The 17355-nt window shown below is 61.5% G+C and carries 16 protein-coding genes; 8 read left to right on the top strand and 8 right to left on the bottom strand.

What is annotated here, in order from left to right; translation table 11 throughout:
- Positions 1-8: 8 nt before the first annotated feature.
- From efeB to efeU, 3 genes are read right to left on the bottom strand one after another with little or no spacing between them, the layout of a single operon-like run.
- Positions 9-1331: an iron uptake transporter deferrochelatase/peroxidase subunit gene (efeB, locus tag KBY02_RS20160; RefSeq protein WP_024651408.1), complete on the bottom strand. Its 1323-nt coding sequence runs from the start codon at positions 1329-1331 to the stop codon at positions 9-11.
- 24 nt (positions 1332-1355) lie between these two features.
- A complete protein-coding gene (efeO, locus tag KBY02_RS20155; protein ID WP_058398928.1) occupies positions 1356-2567 on the bottom strand; it encodes an iron uptake system protein EfeO in 1212 nt (403 codons plus the stop codon).
- Between the two features lie 8 nt (positions 2568-2575).
- Positions 2576-3430 carry an iron uptake transporter permease EfeU gene (efeU, locus tag KBY02_RS20150; RefSeq protein ID WP_003403822.1) on the bottom strand — a complete coding sequence of 285 codons (855 nt, stop codon included), beginning with the start codon at positions 3428-3430 and terminating at the stop codon, positions 2576-2578.
- A gap of 252 nt (positions 3431-3682) precedes the next feature.
- Here efeU and KBY02_RS20145 point away from each other — a divergent pair, with 252 nt between their 5' ends.
- Positions 3683-4348: a DNA-3-methyladenine glycosylase family protein gene (locus KBY02_RS20145; protein WP_024661105.1), complete on the top strand. Its 666-nt coding sequence runs from the start codon at positions 3683-3685 to the stop codon at positions 4346-4348.
- Between the two features lie 69 nt (positions 4349-4417).
- Positions 4418-5524 carry a bifunctional DNA-binding transcriptional regulator/O6-methylguanine-DNA methyltransferase Ada gene (gene ada / locus KBY02_RS20140; RefSeq protein ID WP_225650708.1) on the top strand — a complete coding sequence of 369 codons (1107 nt, stop codon included), beginning with the start codon at positions 4418-4420 and terminating at the stop codon, positions 5522-5524.
- Here ada and ampC read toward each other — a convergent pair.
- Positions 5513-6670 carry a class C beta-lactamase gene (gene ampC, locus KBY02_RS20135; protein ID WP_225650707.1) on the bottom strand — a complete coding sequence of 386 codons (1158 nt, stop codon included), beginning with the start codon at positions 6668-6670 and terminating at the stop codon, positions 5513-5515. The two genes, ada and ampC, sit on opposite strands and share 12 nt — an antisense overlap.
- Positions 6671-6814: 144 nt before the next feature.
- Between ampC and KBY02_RS20130 the strand changes: the two genes are divergently transcribed.
- Positions 6815-8260 (top strand): SulP family inorganic anion transporter, encoded by a 1446-nt coding sequence (locus KBY02_RS20130; RefSeq protein ID WP_024651404.1) that lies wholly within the window; start codon positions 6815-6817, stop codon positions 8258-8260.
- An 82-nt stretch (positions 8261-8342) separates the two neighbouring features.
- Complete coding sequence (zapE, locus tag KBY02_RS20125; protein WP_004410979.1) at positions 8343-9458, top strand: cell division protein ZapE; 1116 nt, start codon at positions 8343-8345, stop codon at positions 9456-9458.
- A gap of 3 nt (positions 9459-9461) precedes the next feature.
- Here zapE and rarD read toward each other — a convergent pair whose 3' ends face one another.
- Complete coding sequence (gene rarD / locus KBY02_RS20120) at positions 9462-10346, bottom strand: EamA family transporter RarD (protein WP_003403812.1); 885 nt, start codon at positions 10344-10346, stop codon at positions 9462-9464.
- A gap of 224 nt (positions 10347-10570) precedes the next feature.
- Between rarD and KBY02_RS20115 the strand changes: the two genes are divergently transcribed.
- Entirely contained in the window at positions 10571-11722 is a 1152-nt protein-coding gene (locus KBY02_RS20115; RefSeq protein WP_003403811.1) for an MFS transporter, read from the top strand.
- Positions 11723-11728: 6 nt separating this feature from the next.
- Here KBY02_RS20115 and KBY02_RS20110 read toward each other — a convergent pair whose 3' ends face one another.
- Positions 11729-12562 carry a PhzF family phenazine biosynthesis protein gene (locus tag KBY02_RS20110; protein WP_024642582.1) on the bottom strand — a complete coding sequence of 278 codons (834 nt, stop codon included), beginning with the start codon at positions 12560-12562 and terminating at the stop codon, positions 11729-11731.
- Positions 12563-12665: 103 nt separating this feature from the next.
- Entirely contained in the window at positions 12666-13145 is a 480-nt protein-coding gene (locus tag KBY02_RS20105; protein ID WP_003403809.1) for a multidrug/biocide efflux PACE transporter, read from the bottom strand.
- 99 nt (positions 13146-13244) lie between these two features.
- Here KBY02_RS20105 and KBY02_RS20100 point away from each other — a divergent pair, with 99 nt between their 5' ends.
- The 3 genes from KBY02_RS20100 (at position 13245) to KBY02_RS20090 (ending at position 16773) form a co-directional block, all read left to right on the top strand.
- Entirely contained in the window at positions 13245-14129 is an 885-nt protein-coding gene (locus tag KBY02_RS20100) for a LysR family transcriptional regulator (RefSeq protein ID WP_003403808.1), read from the top strand.
- A 109-nt stretch (positions 14130-14238) separates the two neighbouring features.
- A complete protein-coding gene (locus KBY02_RS20095; protein WP_060408931.1) occupies positions 14239-14463 on the top strand; it encodes a DUF6434 domain-containing protein in 225 nt (74 codons plus the stop codon).
- 216 nt (positions 14464-14679) lie between these two features.
- Positions 14680-16773, top strand: a complete 2094-nt coding sequence (locus KBY02_RS20090; RefSeq protein WP_225650706.1) for a PAS domain-containing sensor histidine kinase — start codon at positions 14680-14682, stop codon at positions 16771-16773.
- Between the two features lie 12 nt (positions 16774-16785).
- On the opposite strand, the gene KBY02_RS20085 is transcribed toward KBY02_RS20090, so the two are convergent.
- On the bottom strand, positions 16786-17355 hold the full coding sequence (locus KBY02_RS20085) for an ankyrin repeat domain-containing protein (RefSeq protein WP_003403801.1): 570 nt from the start codon (positions 17353-17355) through the stop codon (positions 16786-16788).

Raw genomic sequence — 17355 nt, 5'->3', positions numbered from 1 at the left:
TGGATAGGTCATGCGTTTTTAGTGGGCGCTACGGCCGCCAGCAGCGAGCGACCGATGAAATCCTGGTCGCCGGTTACCCCCGGCAGGGTGAAGAAATAGCCGCCACCGACCGGTTTGAGGTATTCCTCCAGCGGCTCGCCGTTAAGCCGGCTCTGTACCGTAATGAAGCCCTTTTCCAGATCGGCCTGGTAGCAGATGAACAGCAGGCCCATGTCCAGTTGCCCGTTCTTGTTCACCCCGTTGGAGTAATTGAACGGACGACGCAGGATCAGGTTGCGCTGGCTTTCGGCGGTACGCGGGTTGGCCAGGCGGATGTGCGAATCCAGCCGGGTTTTCTTGCCTTCCGGGTCTGCCGCGTAGTTGGGCACATCGCTCTCGACCTTGCCGTCCATGGGCGCGCCGGTGCTTTTGCTGCGACCGAAAATCGATTCCTGCTCCTGCAACGGCGTGCGGTCCCAACGCTCGACGAAGTTGCGGATGATGCGCACCGCCTGATAGCTGCCGTTGGCGGCCCAGGCCGGTTCGTCGCTGCCCGGCTGCACCCAGACCAGTTCGTTCATGGTCTTCTGGTTGTTGGAATCCGGGTTCGCCGAACCATCCCGGAAACCCAGGAAGTTGCGCGCACTTTCCGGCGGCTGACCGGGTTTCTTCGGTGCCTGGGGCGGCACGGTGCCTTCCTGTTTCCAGCGCACCAGCAGCAGATCGGGCAGGTTCTTGACGATGTCGCGCAGCGCATGGATGTTGCTGTCGGCGGTGTTGGCGCAGAACTGGATGCTCAGATCGCCGTGGCAACTGGCCGGATCCAGCGCATCGTTGGGGAAACCGGTCATCCGGCTCAGGCGTTTCGGCTTGATCGGGGCCAGGCCGAAACGCTCATCGAACAGCGACTCGCCCACCGACACGGTGATGGTCAGGTTGTCCGGGGTCACCACCGGGCCGAGAATGCCCGAGTCCGGAGGGGGCAGTTTCGGATCGATCTCCGGCACCGGGCCACCGGTCATCAGGAACGCGATGCGCTCGTTCAGCGTGCGAAACAGGCGTTCCAGGTCCTCACGGTCGGCGGCCAGAACATCGAACGCCACCAGCATGCCCGCGGCAGGGCGCGGGTTGACGATGCCGCTCTGATGCACGCCGTGAAACGCGTTGTGGTCCTGCGTTTTCTCGCTGTTTGGCGCTTCGGCGACTTGTGCAGGTGCTGCGGCAAGTACGTTGCCGCTCAGGCTGCTGCCAGCCAGCGCGGCCCCTGCAGCGCCAAGCCCCATCAGCACGCGGCGGCGTTGCAGGGAGGTCGGAGCGTTGCTTGTGTCTGGATTGCTGTCCGGGTTTTTCATGGTGATGTGCTGTGCTCCAGTAAATCAGAGGCCGGAGAGGCCGAGTGCCGGGTCGATACCATTGAGCGCGTCAGCCAGAGCGCCAGCCTTGGCGGCGATCTGCTGACGCTGCGTCGCGTCCACCTGATCGTACGGGCGCACGCCACCGTCGGCGCTGCTCAGCGTATCGAGCGTGGTGTCCAGATCGGCCATGGCCGCGTCGATCTTCTGCAACAGATCGCCCGCACTGCGGGCCAGCAACGGACGCAGCAGGTCGACGATCTTGCGGGTGCCGTCCAGGTTGGCAGCAAAGCCGTTGAGGTCGCTGTGGCTGTAGCGTTCCTCTTCGCCGTTGCTGCGTACCTCAGCCAGGCTGCGCAGGGTGCGGGTGGCGATGGCCGCCAATTGCTCGGGCGCCAGCGATTGCGCCAGCAACTGTTGCTTGAGCTGGGTGACATCGGTTTGCAGACGCTGCGCGACCGGCGTCAGGCCCTCGACGCTGTGTTGCTCGAACAGGCCGTATTCAATGCGATGGAAACCGCTGAAGCCGGGGTCCTGTTCACGTTTCTCGTAGTAGTCGGCGCGGGCGTTGATTGCATTGTCCAGTTCGGCGAGACGTTGTGCAGCCGGTGCAATGCGCTGGTAGGCGGCGCGGGCGGGCAGGTAGGCCGCCTGGGCGGCGCTCAGGTCGCCGGCATCAATGGCCTGTTGCAGGGCGGTGACTGCCTTGATCAGCGCCGAACTCTGCAGGCTCAGGTACACGCGGTACTCGGAGAGCGGCCCGATGAAGGCGGTCATGGACGGACGCGCCTTGGCCTTGGCGTCGGACTCTGCCGTCGGCGTGACGTGCAAGGTGCCGCGCGGATTGCTCAGCAGACCGCAGGTAATCGTGTAATCGCCGGGTGCCAGGTTGGCATTGATCACCTGGCTCAGGCCCGGCGCGATGTTTTCCCGCTCTTCGATCACCAGCACGCCATCGAGAATTTCCCATTCGACGGCGCGCTCGGAGCGGTTGACGATGCGGAAGGCGTTGTTGCCCGCCGCGACCGTCAAGGCGTTCGGTTCGCAGTTGTGCGCGTGGATATTGACCACGGTTTCAGTTCCGGCATTGGCTGCGCGCTTTTTCGCGGCGACCTGCGAGGCGTAGTAGAACAGCCCGCCTGCGGCGATCATGAGGATCACTGAGCCGGCGACTGCCAATCGCAGGACACGGGGCGGCCGGGCTTTCCCGGAAGGCCCTGAGGGACGGTTAGACATGGAGGCCCTTATTCGTTCGTAACAGAAGAGGTGTTTGGCTGCATGACCTTGCCAGTCGTCGGGGTATGCGGCTTGAAGAACAGCAGCAGCGCCCCGATCAGGTAAATCAGGTAGGCACTCAGAGTGCTGACCGTCGGTGCGTCCTGGTAACCGAACATGCCTGCCAGCACCGAACCGGCAGGGCCGTCCATCGGCAACCGTGCACTGATGTCGAAGACCACTTCCTGCAGGTGATTCCAGACCCCGGCTTCATGCAGTGCCTGAACGGAGTTGGCGAGAATGCCCGCCGCCACTACCAGAATGAACAGCCCGGTCCAGCGGAAAAACAGGCTCAGGTTGAGACGCATGCTGCCGCTGTAGATGGCCACGCCGAAACCGACCGCCAGCAACAGACCGAGCAGGGCGCCCAACGGCGCGCCGGAGCCTTCGCTCTGCTGGAACACAGCGAGCAGAAAGAATACGGTTTCCAGCCCTTCGCGGGCCACGGCGAAAAACACCATGGCGATCAGCGCGTAGGTCTGGTTTTTCGAGCCGGTGAGGGCTGCGTCCAGCGATTCGTGCAGCGCGTGTTTGATCGACCGTGCCACCTTGCGCATCCAGAACACCATGGAACTGAGAATGCCAACGGCGATCAGGCCGACGATGCCTTCGAACAGTTCCTGCTGCTTCTGCGGAAACTCGGCGCTCATCAACTCAAGCCCGCCACCGACGAACAGCGACAGCGCGACAGCCAGAAATACGCCGATCCACACCGCAGGCATCCACTCGCCGCGGCCGGTCTGCTTCAGGTAACTGGCGATAATGCCAACGATAAGTGCGGCTTCGATGCCTTCGCGCAGCATGATCAAAAAGGGAACGAGCATATCTCACCGGGTCAAAGCTGTAGGGTGAATGTGTCTCGACGAGCCATCGGCCGGAAACACTGCGTAACATAATGATACTCATTCTTGAATGCGTGTAGTTGTTTTTTATCGGGATTGCGTTTTTGGCAGGTCGTTCAGCTCAGGTTCAGCTAATCGCTCACGGTGTTTTGAACGTTCCGCGGCCTTCGACAATCAGCGATCATTTTCAACCCCCCTGTAAACCCTGATTGCCGCTCTCATCTGGAAATCATCATGTCATCAGAATCAGACAGCACCGACCGCGAGCATGCCGAGGCGGTCGCGGCGCTCAGGTCTTTAGACCCGCAATGGCAGTCGCTGATCGACCAGGTCGGCCCTTGTCTGCATCCGGTCAGCGCAGCGCAGGACCCGTTTCAGGCGCTGGTCAAGGCCGTTGCCTATCAGCAATTGCATGCCAGGGCGGGCGATGCGATGGTCCTGAGATTGCGCTCCCTCTTTCCAGAGGTCAGCTTTCCGAGCGCCCCGGCACTGGTCGAGCTGGATGATCAGGCACTGCGTTCCTGTGGCTTCTCGGCGTCCAAATGCCGGGCGATCAAGGCGATTGCCGCTGCGCGGTTGGACGGTCTGGTGCCTGAGGTCAGTGCTGCGCTGGCGATGGGCAACGAGGCGCTGGTCGAACGCCTGATCCAGTTGCCGGGCGTGGGGCGCTGGACCGTGGAGATGATGCTCATCTATGGGCTCGGTCAGCTGGATGTGATGCCAGCCAGCGACTTCGGCGTGTGCGAAGGATACCGGCGACTGTATGCTCTGCAACTCAAACCGTCGCACCGGCAAATGGCCCGGCTTGCCGAACGCTTCGCGCCTTACCGAACCATTGCTGCCTGGTATCTGTGGCGAGTACCGGTCGATTTCAGCGAACTCGGCTCATCTCGAATTTGAAAGCAAGACTCGGAGTGCCCAGTGGCTCCGACAGGCGCAGGCTTATCGAAACTCAAGGCAGGCTCGACCATGGACAGCACAGAAGGCACTCAAACGGCACGCGCCCTGCGCACTGAAGACGACCCGCGCTGGGACATCCTGGTCAATCGGCGTTCACACGCCGGCGCTGACTTCGTTTATGGCGTGCTGACCACCGGCATCTATTGCAAGCCGTGCAGCCCGACCCGGCTGCCGCGTCCGGAAAACGTGGTGTTTTTTGATAGTGCGCACGACGCCGAGGCCGCCGGGTTTCGCCCATCCCTGCGCAATGCCGGCGACTCAAACGCGCTGCAACGCAAGCACGCAGAAGTCGTTGCCCAGGCCTGCAGACTGATCGATGCCGCCGATTCGATGCTCAATCTGACCGCGCTTGCGGAGCAGGTCGGGATCAGCGGTTTTCATTTCCACCGCATTTTCAAAAGACTGACCGGGCTGACGCCCAGGGCCTACAGTGTCGCCTCGTTACGTTCGCGGGTGAAAGTCCAGCTCTCACAGGACCTAAGCATTACCCGTGCGTTGTACGAGGCGGGCTACAACGCCAACAGTCGTTTCTATGAGGCTTCGCAGAACATGCTCGGCATGAAACCTTCCGAATACCGCGCGGGCGGCGCCAATGTCGATATCAGGTTCGCTCTGGGGGAAAGTTCGCTGGGTTCGATTCTGGTGGCCACCAGCAGCAAGGGCATCTGTGCGATTTCGCTCGGTGATGACCCGCATGCGCTGATCGAAGCTTTCCAGGACCAGTTTCCCAACGCCAACCTGATCGGTGCAGACGCCGCGTTCGAACAACTGGTTGCCGAGGTCGTGGGTTTTGTCGAATCACCTGCGACCGGCCTGGCGCTGCCACTGGATATCCGCGGCACGGTGTTTCAGGAGCGGGTCTGGCAGGCGCTTAGGGACATTCCTGCCGGATCGACGGCCACCTATACACAGATCGCGACGCAGATAGGACTGCCTGGTGCAGTCCGTGCGGTGGCCAACGCCTGCGGTGCGAACAAGCTCGCGGTGGCGATTCCCTGCCACCGCGTGGTGCGCAGCGATGGATCGTTGTCGGGCTACCGCTGGGGCGTCGAGCGCAAGCGCAAGCTGCTTGAAATCGAAGCGGCCGAAGGGGCAGGGCTGTTTTCAGGGCGTTGAGCAGCAGCCCATTTTCTGCAGAATCCGATAGGCCAGTTTCACCCGCTCCTCGTTCGGGTAGTTTTTGTTGGCGAGGATGGCAATCCCCAACTGCTGCTCCGGAATGAACGCCACATAGCCGCCGAAACCGTTGGTTGATCCGGTTTTGTTGACCCAGACCGAAGATTGCGCTGCCTGCGGCGGTTCGATCATTTCGGCTTTGACCGTGTTGAGCATGGCGCTGGCATTGCCCTCAAGCAGCGTCTCCAGACGAACCGGCAGCGGATACTGCTCCCAGATCAGGTCCTGAGTCATGCCGCCGACCTTGAAATAGCCGGTCCGGGTATCGCGCAGGGCTTTTTGCAGCGCGGCGTCGTTTTGACCGAGGTCGATGTTCGCTTCGACGAAGCGTAGCAAGTCGCTGCTGCTCGATTTCACCCCGTAGGCTTCAGCCGCCAGCGGACCTGGATTGACCCTGACCGGCTCGTCGAGTTTGTTGTAGCCCTGCGCATACAGCGCCTGTTTTTCATCGGGCACGTTGATATAGGTGTTACTCAGACCCAGCGCCGGAAACAGCCGCTGCTGCAGGGCCTGTTCATACGGCAGCTGCATGCTGCGCGCCGCAACCATGCCGAGCAGGCCCACACTGGGGTTGGCGTAGGTGCGATGGGTGCCGGATAGATATTCGGGCTGCCAGGCCTTGAAATATTCCATCAACTGACGGGTGTTCTGCACTTTGTCCGGCACCTGAAGCGGGAAGCCGCCAGCCGTGTGGGTGCCCAGATGGAAAACCGGCACCTTGCCCAGCCGCGTGGTCTGCAACTGCGGAATATAGCTGTCGATGCTTTGCGTCAGCGACAGCTGCCCATTGGCCTGCGCCCAGGTAGCGAGGGTGGCGGTGAAGGTCTTGCTGATCGAGCCAAGTTCAAACAGCGTATCGCGGGTCACTGGCTGGCCGGTGGCTTTTGAGGCGACGCCATAGGTGTAGAACTGCTGTTTGCCCTGGCGAGTGACGGCAATCGACAGGCCCGCGATATGATTTTCCTGCATCACTTTACTGGCTTCTGCCTGCACGAATGCGTCGACAGACGCTGTGTCGTCGCCGGCAACAGCCAGCGCACTGACCAGCAGAAGTCCTGTGCAGAGCAGCGCTCCATTCCATTGCATCGGTTTACTCCTTGTTGTTTTGGGGCATGGGCCGATCATCAGAGAGCTTTCCTGGAAGCCCCACCGTGGTGGTCGGTCGTCAAAGGTTTGCGTAATATGCCCCCTTTTTTGCGCTTCCTCCATGGAGCGCCGCTCAGGTAACCCATGAAAACGATTCGTATACGTGCCGAAGTCCTGGCAGGCCTCACCACATCTTTTGCATTGGTGCCCGAGTGCATCGCCTTTGCGCTGGTGGCCCATCTCAATCCGCTGATGGGACTCTACGGTGCGTTCATCATCTGTACGCTGACCGCGCTGTTCGGCGGGCGCCCGGGCATGGTGTCCGGTGCGGCCGGTTCCATGGCGGTGGTGATCGTCGCGCTGGTGGTTCAGCAGGGCGTGCAGTATTTGCTGGCGACCGTATTGCTGGGCGGTCTGATCATGATCCTGTTCGGCTTGCTGCGGCTCGGCAAACTGGTGCGGCTGGTGCCGTATCCGGTGATGCTGGGCTTCGTCAACGGCCTGGCGATCGTCATTGCGATGGCGCAACTTGAGCACTTCAAGGTCGGTGAATCGTGGCTCAGCGGTACGCCGCTGTACGTCATGCTCGGGCTGGTGGCGCTGACCATGGCGATTGTCTACCTGTTGCCACGCCTGACCCGCATTGCGCCGCCAGCGCTGGTGGCCATCCTCAGCGTCGGGCTGGCGGTGTACCTGCTCGGCCTGCCGACCCGCACGTTAGGCGACATGGCGCACATTGCCGGTGGCTTGCCGGTATTCGCCATGCCGGACATTCCGTGGAATCTTGAGACCCTGCGCATCATTGCCCCGTACGCCATTCTGATGGCGCTGGTCGGTCTGCTGGAAACCCTGCTGACCCTGAACCTGACCGACGAAATCACCGAAACCCGTGGTTATCCGGATCGCGAATGTGTAGCACTGGGCGCTGCCAACGTGGTGTCCGGTGCCTTCGGCGGCATGGGCGGCTGCGCGATGATCGGCCAGACCGTGATCAACCTCAGTTCTGGCGGCCGCGGTCGGCTGTCGGGCGTGGTCGCCGGCTTGATGATCCTGATGTTCGTGCTGTTTCTCTCGCCGCTGATCGAGCGCATTCCACTGGCGGCACTGGTCGGAGTGATGTTCGTGGTCGCCCAGCAGACCTTCGCCTGGGCCTCGTTGCGTGTGTTGCGCAAGGTGCCGGTCAACGATGTACTGGCGATCATTGCCGTGACCGTGGTCACGGTGCTGACCGATCTGGCCACCGCAGTGCTGTTCGGGATTATTATCGCGGCGATCAATTTCGCCTGGCAGCAGGCTCGCGAGCTGTACGCCGACAGCCATGTCGAAGCGGATGGCAGCAAGGTCTACCACCTGCATGGCACGCTGTTCTTCGCCTCGACCACACCGTTTCTCGACCAGTTCAACCCGGCCGAAGACCCGACTCAGGTGACTCTGGATTGCCGCCACCTGAGCTTTGTCGACTACTCGGCCATCGCTGCGCTCAAGACCCTGCGCGAGCGTTACGCCAAAGCGGGCAAGCATCTGCGTGTGGTCCACCTGTCCGAGCGCTGCAAGCGACTGCTCAAGCGTGCCGGCGTGCAGCATGCCTGAGTTGAGTTGATGAGTTGCGTTGCGCGACGCAGCCTCGTATAGGCTGGATGTCTTTTCTCCGATAGCGAAGGGTGTGTACCTGATGGATGCCGTCTCTCCTCTGCAGGCCTACGAACGTGCCGTCCAGCGTGGTTTTCAACCCGACCAGGCGCAATTGCAGGCCGCCCGGCAGTTGCAGGCGTGTTACGAGGGGCTTGCCGACGCTCGCGGTCGGGCACGCGGCGTTTATCTGTGGGGACCGGTCGGGCGTGGCAAGACCTGGCTGATGGACCGCTTTTTCGAGAGCCTGAGCGTACCGGCCCGGCGTCAGCATTTTCATCACTTCATGCGTTGGGTGCACAAACGCATGTTCGAGTTGATGGGCACTTCCCAACCCCTGACTGTGGTCGCCAGGGAGCTGGCGCGTGACGTGCGGGTGATGTGTTTCGACGAGCTGTTCGTCACCGATATCGGCGACGCAGTGATCCTCGGCGGGCTGCTGCAGGTGATGTTCGAAGAGGGTGTGGTGCTGGTCTGCACGTCCAACCAGCCACCGGAGCAGTTATACAGCCACGGCCATAATCGCGAGCGCTTCCTGCCAGCGGTTGCGGCCATTCTCAAGTACATGGATGTCGTGGCGGTCGACGGCGGCGAGGATCACCGGCTGCACCCCGGGCAACTGCATCAGCGTTACTGGATTGCCGAAGCCGGTCGACCCAGCGCCTTGCAGGGCATCTTCGACGCGTTGAGCGCGGATCAGCCGGTTCACGATTCGCAGGTCATGCTCGGTTATCGCAGCATCAACGTGGTTCAGCATTCCGACACGGCCGTGTGGTGCCGCTATCGCGACCTTTGCGAACAGCCGCTGGCGGCCATGGATTTCATCGCCTTGTGCGATCGCTTTTCGGTGATTCTGCTCAGCGAGGTGCCGCTGCTGGGGGCCGCACAGCGCGAAGCGAAAATTGCCCGCGGCACCGAGGATGGCGTCGAGCAGGTGACCGCAGGCGATCGCGAGCTGCCGCAGTTGTCGCCCAACGATGATGGCGTGCGCCGTTTCATCGCGCTGGTCGACGAGTGCTATGACCGGCGCATTCCGCTGTATGTCGAAGCGCCGGTGCCGATGGACGAGCTGTACACCGAGGGCTACCTGTCGTTTGCCTTCCGGCGCACCCTCAGTCGACTTCAGGAAATGCAGCTGGAGCGTTTCACCGAGTCCTGACGCTCAGCTCGCGTCCCGGCGGCGCTGGGCCAGCATATGCTTGGCGCCTTCGATCATCAGGACCACCACGGCCAGCCAGATCGGCAGGTACGTCAGCCATTCATCGCGACTGATGCTTTCGCCCAGCAGCAGGGCGACGCCGACCAGCAGGATCGGCTCGACATAACTGAGCAGCCCGAACAGGCTGAACGGCAGCAGGCGGCTGGCAAGAATGTAACTGACCAGCGCCGAGGCACTGATCACCCCGAGCAGCGGAATCAGCAGGTACAACAGCGGTGCCTGCTGAATGGCCTGCGGATGGCCGTGGGCGATGAACCACAGGCCGATGGGCAGCATCAGCAGCATGTCGAACCAGAGCCCGCCGAGGTGATCGGTCTTGAGCTTGCGACGCAGCACGAAGTACAGCGGATAGCCGCCCGCGACCAGCAGGGTCTCCCAGGAGAAACTGCCCAGCCGCCACAGCTCATGCCCCACGCCGATCATGGCAAACACCGCAGCGACTTTCTGCAGGTAGGAGAGGTGCTCGCCATACACCACGCGGCCGGTGAGAATCATGCTCAGCGGCAGCAGGAAATAGCCCAGCGATACCTCCAGACTGCGCCCGTGCAGCGGTGCCCACATGAAGATCAGCAGCTGCGCACCGAGCAGCACCGAAGACAGCAGCAGGGCGAAGATCAGCAGCGGTTGCTGCCTGAGCCGGACAGCCACTTCGCGGACTCGCCGCCAGTCACCGCTGACCAGCATGAACAGCGTCGCGCATGGCACGGTGAGCAGCATGCGCCAGCCAAAGATTTCTTCACCGTCGAGCGGGGTCATCAGTGACGTATAGAAATACATGACCCCGAACAGCGTAGACGCCAGGACCGACAGCACCACACCTTTGTACACAACGGCCTCCGCAACAGCTGATTCGACAGATTACGCACCTGTCTGGTGCGCGTGCTCGCCAGTCTACTGGCCTGAGGTGCAAAAAGCTGCAAATCAGACGTCCCCCGCACGGCGATGGAACGAGCCTCCTTTAAGTGCATCAGAGGTTTTGGCTAATCGATCAGCTTTGTTAGGCTGTCGCGCTGGTCGGTGTGACCGTACTCGGCAAATTACAAGGAGCATGCATGACCTCTTTCAGCACCGCAGCCCAGGATGCCAAGGCTCGGGCGGAACAGTCTTCGACGCGTATCGCGTTTTTCATTGCCGGTTTCAGCGTGGCCTCGTGGGCGCCGCTGGTGCCTTACGTCAAACAGCGGATGGGCCTTGATGAGGGCACACTCGGGCTCTTGTTGTTGTGCCTGGGGGTGGGCTCGATCATTTCGATGCCGCTGGCGGGCGCACTGGCGGCGCGGTTTGGCTGTCGGCGCCTGCTGGTGTGTTCGACGCTGTTGATCTGCCTGTGCCTGCCGCTGCTGGCGACGATTTCCAGTCTGCCGTTATTGATAGCCACGCTGTTTCTGTTTGGTGCGAGCATGGGCGGAGTGGATTGCACGGCCAACGTGCAGGCGGTGATTGTCGAGCGCGCCAGCGGCAAGACGATGATGTCGGGTTTTCACGGCCTGTTCAGCCTCGGCGGGATTGTCGGTGCGGCGGGTGTCGCCGGCCTGCTCAGCCTGGGTATCTCGCCTTTTGCTGCGATGCTGATTGTGGTGGTGCTGACCCTGGCCGCGCTGGCGAAAGCGGCGCCAAATCTATTGCCCTATGGCAGTCCGTCCGATGGACCGGCCTTTGCGATTCCGCGTGGCGTGGTGCTGTTTATCGGCCTGCTGTGCTTCACCGTATTCCTGGCCGAAGGCGCGATGCTCGACTGGAGCGCGGTATTCCTGACCTCGTTGCGGGGGGTCGAGCCTTCCTATGCCGGGCTGGGTTATGCGGTATTCGCCGCGACCATGACCCTGGGACGGCTGTTTGGCGATGCAGTGGTAAAACGGGTCGGCTCCACTCGAGTGATCATTCTCGGCGGACTGTGTGCCGCGGCGGGCCTGGCCGTCGCGACATTGATCCCGTTCTGGCAGGCTGCGCTGCTGGGGTATGCACTGGTGGGGGCGGGTTGCTCGAACATCGTGCCGGTCTGCTACAGCGCAGCCGGTCGGCAGAAGACCATGCCTGAAAGCGTGGCCATCCCGGCCATTACCACAGTCGGCTACGCCGGGATTCTGATCGGTCCTGCGGCAATCGGTTTCATCGCCCATGTCAGCAGCCTTGAACTGGCGTTCATGATCGTCGCCGTGATGCTGGTAGGCGTGGCGATCGGCGGCAGCAAGCTCAGGACCTGATCGGTATTACAACCTGCGCGCCATCCCCGACACCCGGATCGAGCTTCCCGGTTGCTGCGGGATTTCGGCGCGCAGGCGCGATGGGCTGCCCATGTCCTCGCCCTGAATAATGTCTATCAAACCGCCATGCGGCCAGCCGATATCGCGCAGATAGCCGCCCAGTGCTGCTGTGGCCGCACCGGTGGCCGGGTCCTCGTAGACGCCGCCGAACGCAAACGGGTTGCGGGTGTGGAACAACTGATCGGTCTCGGCCCACGCCAGCAGAATCGTTGCCCAGCCTTCACGAACCATCAGGTCGTGACCCGCCTGCTGGTCGTAGCGCATGGCCTTGAGCCTGGCCCGGCTGTTCAGCGCCAGCAGCAGATGCCCGGCACCGCCATTGATATGCGCGGGGGTAATGCGCTCATCCAGATCGGCATGGCTATAGCCGAACAGCGCCAGGGCTTCTTCCAGCACCGGCGTACTGATCGGCTTACTGAAGGTAGGCGGCGATTGCAGCGCCGCCGACGTCAGCGAGCCCTGCGCGTGGCCCTCGACGGTAATCTGCGCCTGATTGAGTGTCAGCTGAAACACGCCATCGCCTTGCTGTGCCGCCAGCGCTGCGCCCAGGGCGATGGTCGCGTGCCCGCAAAAAGGTACTTCTGCCAGCGGCGAGAAATACCGCACCCGCCAGCCGCCTTCGACAGGCGCAGCGAACGCCGTTTCGGAAAAGCCGATGTCGGCGGCAATCTGCTGCATGACAGCATCATCGGGCAACGCATCGCCAATCCACACACCTGCCGGGTTGCCACCGCGATCGCCATCGCTGAACGCCGCCAGTTTGAGTACTTCAGTTGTCATCGAAGGGTGTCCTTGCCTGGGTCAGTGGGGGACAGTGTGCAATGACGAGGATTTGATTATCCAGTGAGAACATTTGATGCACCGTATGCATGTGCGTGATGCATCACACCTCGCACCTTGCCAGACGTCGCTGCACCAGGCGCTCACGGAGTGTGTCGTAGGCCCAGTTGAACAGCAGGGTGTAAGGCAGAAACATCAGCAGCAGACCGATGTCCAGCCAGAACGCTTCCATCAGGCTGATCGTCAGCCACCAGGCGGCCAGCGGCACCACGGCCAGAATCAGTCCGGCTTCGAAACCCGTTGCGTGCAGGACGCGGACCGTCAGGCTCATGGAAAATCCGTAGCGCTTGCGCAGGCGGTCGAACAGCGTGTTGTAGGTCATGTTCCACAGCATGGCGATGGTCGAGATCATCACCGTCATGGCGCCCATCATCGCCAGTGACTGGTTCATCAGCCAGGCCAGCAGTGGTGCGACCAGAATCACGCCGCCGACCTCGAACAGCGCGGCATGCAGTGCCCGCTCACGCAGGGTTTTGCTGGCGACGCCGGGGTGCTGGTCAATGTGCGGTTGGCTGTTACTCATAACTACGCTGCCCTTGGTGCTGGTTGATGGCAGCATTATCATCGGTGTTTGCGTTAAGCTGAAAATCAATACCATCGGTTAAACCGATTTGAGAGTGCCATGAGTTATTCACCCGAAGCCCTGGAAGCCTTCGCCCAGATTGCTGCCCTGGGTTCGTTCAGCGCCGCCGCACGCCGGCTGGGCAAGAGTCAATCGACCATCAGTGAAGCGATCGCCCGCCTGGAAATCGATCTGGGCCTGGAGCTGTTCGATCGCTCTTCCAGGCAACCGGTCCTGACCGAAGCGGGGAGGGTCATGCTGGGCCGTGTCGATGATCTGCTGTGCGCCTCGGACCGGCTGCGTCGCGCGGCTGCGCGGCTTGCGGCAGGCGTCGAGCCACGGCTGACGCTGGTGCTGTCGGATGCCAACCAGTTTGCCGATTTCGAACGGCTGATGACCGAGCTCGATCAACGCTTTCCAGAGCTGGAGATGGAATGCGTGTTCGCCGAGCATGGCGACGCCATCAGCCTGGTGCAGTCGGGGAGGGCCTCACTGGGGCTGCTGTCGGCACAAGCCAGCTATCCACCGGAAATCGGTCACGCGACCATCGATGAAAGTGCCGATTTCGGGCTGTTCGTGTCGCACAAACATCCACTGGCCGCGCTGGAACGGGTCGATTACCAACAGCTGGCCCGCTATCGCGCCTTGCGCCTCAATACGCTGATCGAGCACAGCATCCCCACTGACGACCTGCCCACCAGCGGCCATCGGCATTGGTCGGCACCCAATTACCTGCTGTTGATGGACATGGCTGCGTTCGGGTTTGGCTGGTCGGCATTGCCGCGCTGGCTGGTGTCGCGATACTCGGGCGGACTGCTGAAAGAACTGCAAGTCTCAGGCTGGCCACGGCGCTCGGCGGTGGACGTCATCTGGTCGTTCCAGCGCAGTCTGGGGCCTGCGGGGGCGTGGCTGCTGGAGTCGCTGGTACCGTTTGCGGGGGAGTGAGGCGGGTTTGCGCAATTTCCTGTACGCCACAAGCCCTTCCAAACCTCGCGACTGGACCAGAATCCCGCTATAAAGAGTGCCTGCAGCCCGACAGCAGAAGGAATAAGGCATGGCTTTCGATTGGCACTCCGACCTCATCACGCGCGACACGCCGGTGGATGACACCTATCGGAATACGCAGAACGTCAGGCGCTTCATGACCTTGCAGTGCGGGCCGTCGTTCAGGTTCGATCGGCCATTCATGGCGTGGATCAACAATGGCGAGCCCAAGAACATGGGGCAAGTCGCAGACCAATGGCTGCGCCTGCATGCCGCAGCCTCAACATCGAACTGACATCGCTGCGGCGATGGGAGCGGTCCTGCAGGGTAAGTTTCTGTGCTGGTGAAGGCTGCTCACCAAATCGTCTCTCGCTCTGGTCTGGCGAGAACCGACAATTTACGAGCTCAAAACGCCATTATTTTTTGCATGCGAGTGGTTTTTCTCGTAGCGTGCTCGTGCCGCCCCGCATGACGGGAAAGCGGCGCAACCAATGCCTCAGGTGCCGCCGCTTTGACCCCGACAGATTTACAGCATCTCCAGAGCCGGCTAGCGGCTCTGGAGCAGGAAAACGCTTCGCTTAAAGAGAGCCTGAGCGTCACGGGGCGGGAGGCCGAATACGCCCTGGCGCAATCCCGGGAGCGTTATCGTTTTCTGTTCAACGCCATGGATGAAGGCTTTTGCATCATTGAATTCTTTGACGGGCCGCACGGTCCTCTGAGCGATTACATTCACGTTGAAGCCAACCCGGCCTACGAGTACCACGCCGGCATTTCCAACGTGGTGGGCAAGAAGCTGCGTGAGATGGTTCGCGAGGAGGCCGATGGCTGGGTGGAGTTTTACGGCGACGTGTTGCGGACCGGCAAGCCGATCCGTTTTGAACGCGAACTGGTGGCCACCGGGCGCTATCTGGCCTTGACCGCTTTTCGCATCGAGCCGGCCAGCCGTCGGCAGGTCGCTGTGCTGTTTCAAGACATCACTGAACGCAAGCGCGCTGAACTGGCGCTCAAGCAGCTGAACGAGACACTGGAGGCGCGCATTGTCGAAGCCGTGGCCGAGCGCAATGTGCTGGCCGATGTCGTCAACGGCACCAATGCGATCATTCATGTTGTCGACTGCAATTTTCGCTGGATGGCCATCAATGGCGCGGCACTGCGCGAGTTCGAGCGCCTGTTCGGCATCCGGCCGCAAGTGGGTGACAGTATGCTCGACCTGCTCGACGACCGGCCGCAGAGCAAGGCTGATCTTGAAAGGCGCTGGACGCGCGCATTAGCGGGCGAAGAGTTCGCCGAAAGCGTCAGCTTCAGCGACTCGAACGATCCGGCCAGCCATTTTGAAATACGTTACAGCACGCTGCGCAATGCTCAGGGGCAGGCCATTGGCGCTTACCTGTTTGCCTACGATGTCAGCGAACGGCTGCGCGAGCAGGAGCGCCTGAGCCAGGCTGAAGAAGCCTTGCGCCAGTCCCAGAAAATGGAAGCCGTAGGCCAGTTGACTGGCGGTATCGCCCACGACTTCAACAACCTGTTGACCGGCATCACGGGCTCGCTGGAACTGCTCAAGACACGGGTGAGCCAGGGCCGTTTCAATGAACTGGATCGCTACCTAGGGGCTGCGCAGGATGCCTCCAAACGTGCGGCGTCACTGACTCATCGATTGCTGGCGTTTTCGCGCCGGCAAACCCTGGACCCCAAACCGGTCGACATCAACCGCCTGGTGATCGGCATGGAAGAGCTGATTCGGCGCACGGTCGGGCCGCACATCACTCTGGAAGTCGTGACCTCGGTCGGGTTGTGGTCAACCTTCATCGACGCGCCGCAACTGGAAAATGCCTTGTTGAACCTGTGCATCAACGCCAGGGACGCCATGCCGCGAGGCGGGCGGATCACCATCGAGACGGCCAACCGATGGATTGACGAGCGCGGTTCGCAAGGCCGCGACCTGATCCCCGGGCAGTACCTGTCGCTGTGTGTCAGCGACACCGGTACAGGCATGTCGCCCGAGGTCATCAATCGGGCATTCGACCCTTTCTTCACCACCAAGCCACTGGGGCAGGGTACGGGGCTGGGCTTATCGATGGTGTACGGTTTCGTGCGCCAGTCCGGCGGGCAGGTGCGCATCTATTCCGAGCCTGGTCAGGGCACGAACATGTGCCTGTACCTGCCGCGTCATTACCTCGGGGCGCCAGAAGAGATCGAGGCTGCAGATGCCTGTGGATCGGCGCCTGCACAGACCGAGCGCACGGTAATGATTGTTGACGATGAGCCGACCATCCGCATGCTGGTGGCTGAAGTGCTGGAGGATCAGGGCTACATTCCGATCGAGGCGGGCGAAGGTGCATCCGCGCTCAAGGTGCTGGAGTCCGATGCGCGTATCGACCTGCTGGTGACTGACGTCGGGTTGCCGGGTGGCATGAATGGCCGGCAATTGGCCGATGCTGCGCGCATCATTCGACCCGACCTCAAAGTGCTGTTCATCACCGGGTACGCAGAGAACGCCATCATTGGCAACGGCCATCTGGATCCGGGCATGTGGGTGCTCACCAAACCCTTCACCATGGAAGCGTTTGCCAGCCGCATCTACGAAATGATCGAGCGCGAAGACTGATTCCAGCAGCCGTCAGCGGGTGGGCGGCGCCTGGAATTCACCTTTGGACAAGCCTTCCACGTCATTGCCCATGCTGTCACGAATGCTCAGGTCTGCGCCCTTGTCGGTCAGTTCCTTTAGCACTTCAGTGCGTTTGAACAAGGCGGCGTACATGGCGGCGGTCTGTCCGGCATTGTTGGTGAGGTTCGCACCACAATCTGCCTGCACCAGACGCTTGGCGATGCTCAGTTCACCCTTGAAAATCGCACCCATCAGCGCCGTATTGCCGCGATTGTCCTTGGCGCAGGGGTCTGCTCCGGCGTCTATCAGGCGTATCACCGAGTCTTCATGGCCGTGATAGGCCGCCAGAATCAGGCCGGTATAGCCTTGTTCGTCACGGATATTGAGGTCGTAATGAGCTTCGATAAAGGTGTCCAGCATCGGGTTGTTGCCTTCACGGGAGGCGTCGAAAAACAGCGTGCGCAGCTGGCTGGCAGTCTGTTCGGCGCTCAGCTCTGAAGGCGCTGGAGTGGGAGTGGGTGTCGGTGGTGTGGCGTTTGCGGCTGCGGAAAACAGCAGCAAGCCATAGATCAGATGCTTCAT

The sequence above is a fragment of the Pseudomonas sp. P129 genome, assembly GCF_020312195.1.
Classification (GTDB): Bacteria; Pseudomonadota; Gammaproteobacteria; order Pseudomonadales; family Pseudomonadaceae; genus Aquipseudomonas; species Aquipseudomonas fragariae.
Note: the sequence above shows the minus strand (reverse complement) of the source record. Positions and strands in the feature narration are given on the sequence as shown.

Bases quoted from the DNA above. Each gene is read 5' to 3' on its own strand.
- efeB (WP_024651408.1), bottom strand. From the start codon at position 1,331: ATGAAAAACCCGGACAGCAATCCAGACACAAGCAACGCTCCGACCTCC.
- efeO (WP_058398928.1), bottom strand. From the start codon at position 2,567: ATGTCTAACCGTCCCTCAGGGCCTTCCGGGAAAGCCCGGCCGCCCCGT.
- efeU (WP_003403822.1), bottom strand. From the start codon at position 3,430: ATGCTCGTTCCCTTTTTGATCATGCTGCGCGAAGGCATCGAAGCCGCA.
- KBY02_RS20145 (WP_024661105.1), top strand. From the start codon at position 3,683: ATGTCATCAGAATCAGACAGCACCGACCGCGAGCATGCCGAGGCGGTC.
- ada (WP_225650708.1), top strand. From the start codon at position 4,418: ATGGACAGCACAGAAGGCACTCAAACGGCACGCGCCCTGCGCACTGAA.
- ampC (WP_225650707.1), bottom strand. From the start codon at position 6,670: ATGCAATGGAATGGAGCGCTGCTCTGCACAGGACTTCTGCTGGTCAGT.
- KBY02_RS20130 (WP_024651404.1), top strand. From the start codon at position 6,815: ATGAAAACGATTCGTATACGTGCCGAAGTCCTGGCAGGCCTCACCACA.
- zapE (WP_004410979.1), top strand. From the start codon at position 8,343: ATGGATGCCGTCTCTCCTCTGCAGGCCTACGAACGTGCCGTCCAGCGT.
- KBY02_RS20115 (WP_003403811.1), top strand. From the start codon at position 10,571: ATGACCTCTTTCAGCACCGCAGCCCAGGATGCCAAGGCTCGGGCGGAA.
- KBY02_RS20110 (WP_024642582.1), bottom strand. From the start codon at position 12,562: ATGACAACTGAAGTACTCAAACTGGCGGCGTTCAGCGATGGCGATCGC.
- KBY02_RS20105 (WP_003403809.1), bottom strand. From the start codon at position 13,145: ATGAGTAACAGCCAACCGCACATTGACCAGCACCCCGGCGTCGCCAGC.
- KBY02_RS20100 (WP_003403808.1), top strand. From the start codon at position 13,245: ATGAGTTATTCACCCGAAGCCCTGGAAGCCTTCGCCCAGATTGCTGCC.
- KBY02_RS20095 (WP_060408931.1), top strand. From the start codon at position 14,239: ATGGCTTTCGATTGGCACTCCGACCTCATCACGCGCGACACGCCGGTG.
- KBY02_RS20085 (WP_003403801.1), bottom strand. From the start codon at position 17,355: ATGAAGCATCTGATCTATGGCTTGCTGCTGTTTTCCGCAGCCGCAAAC.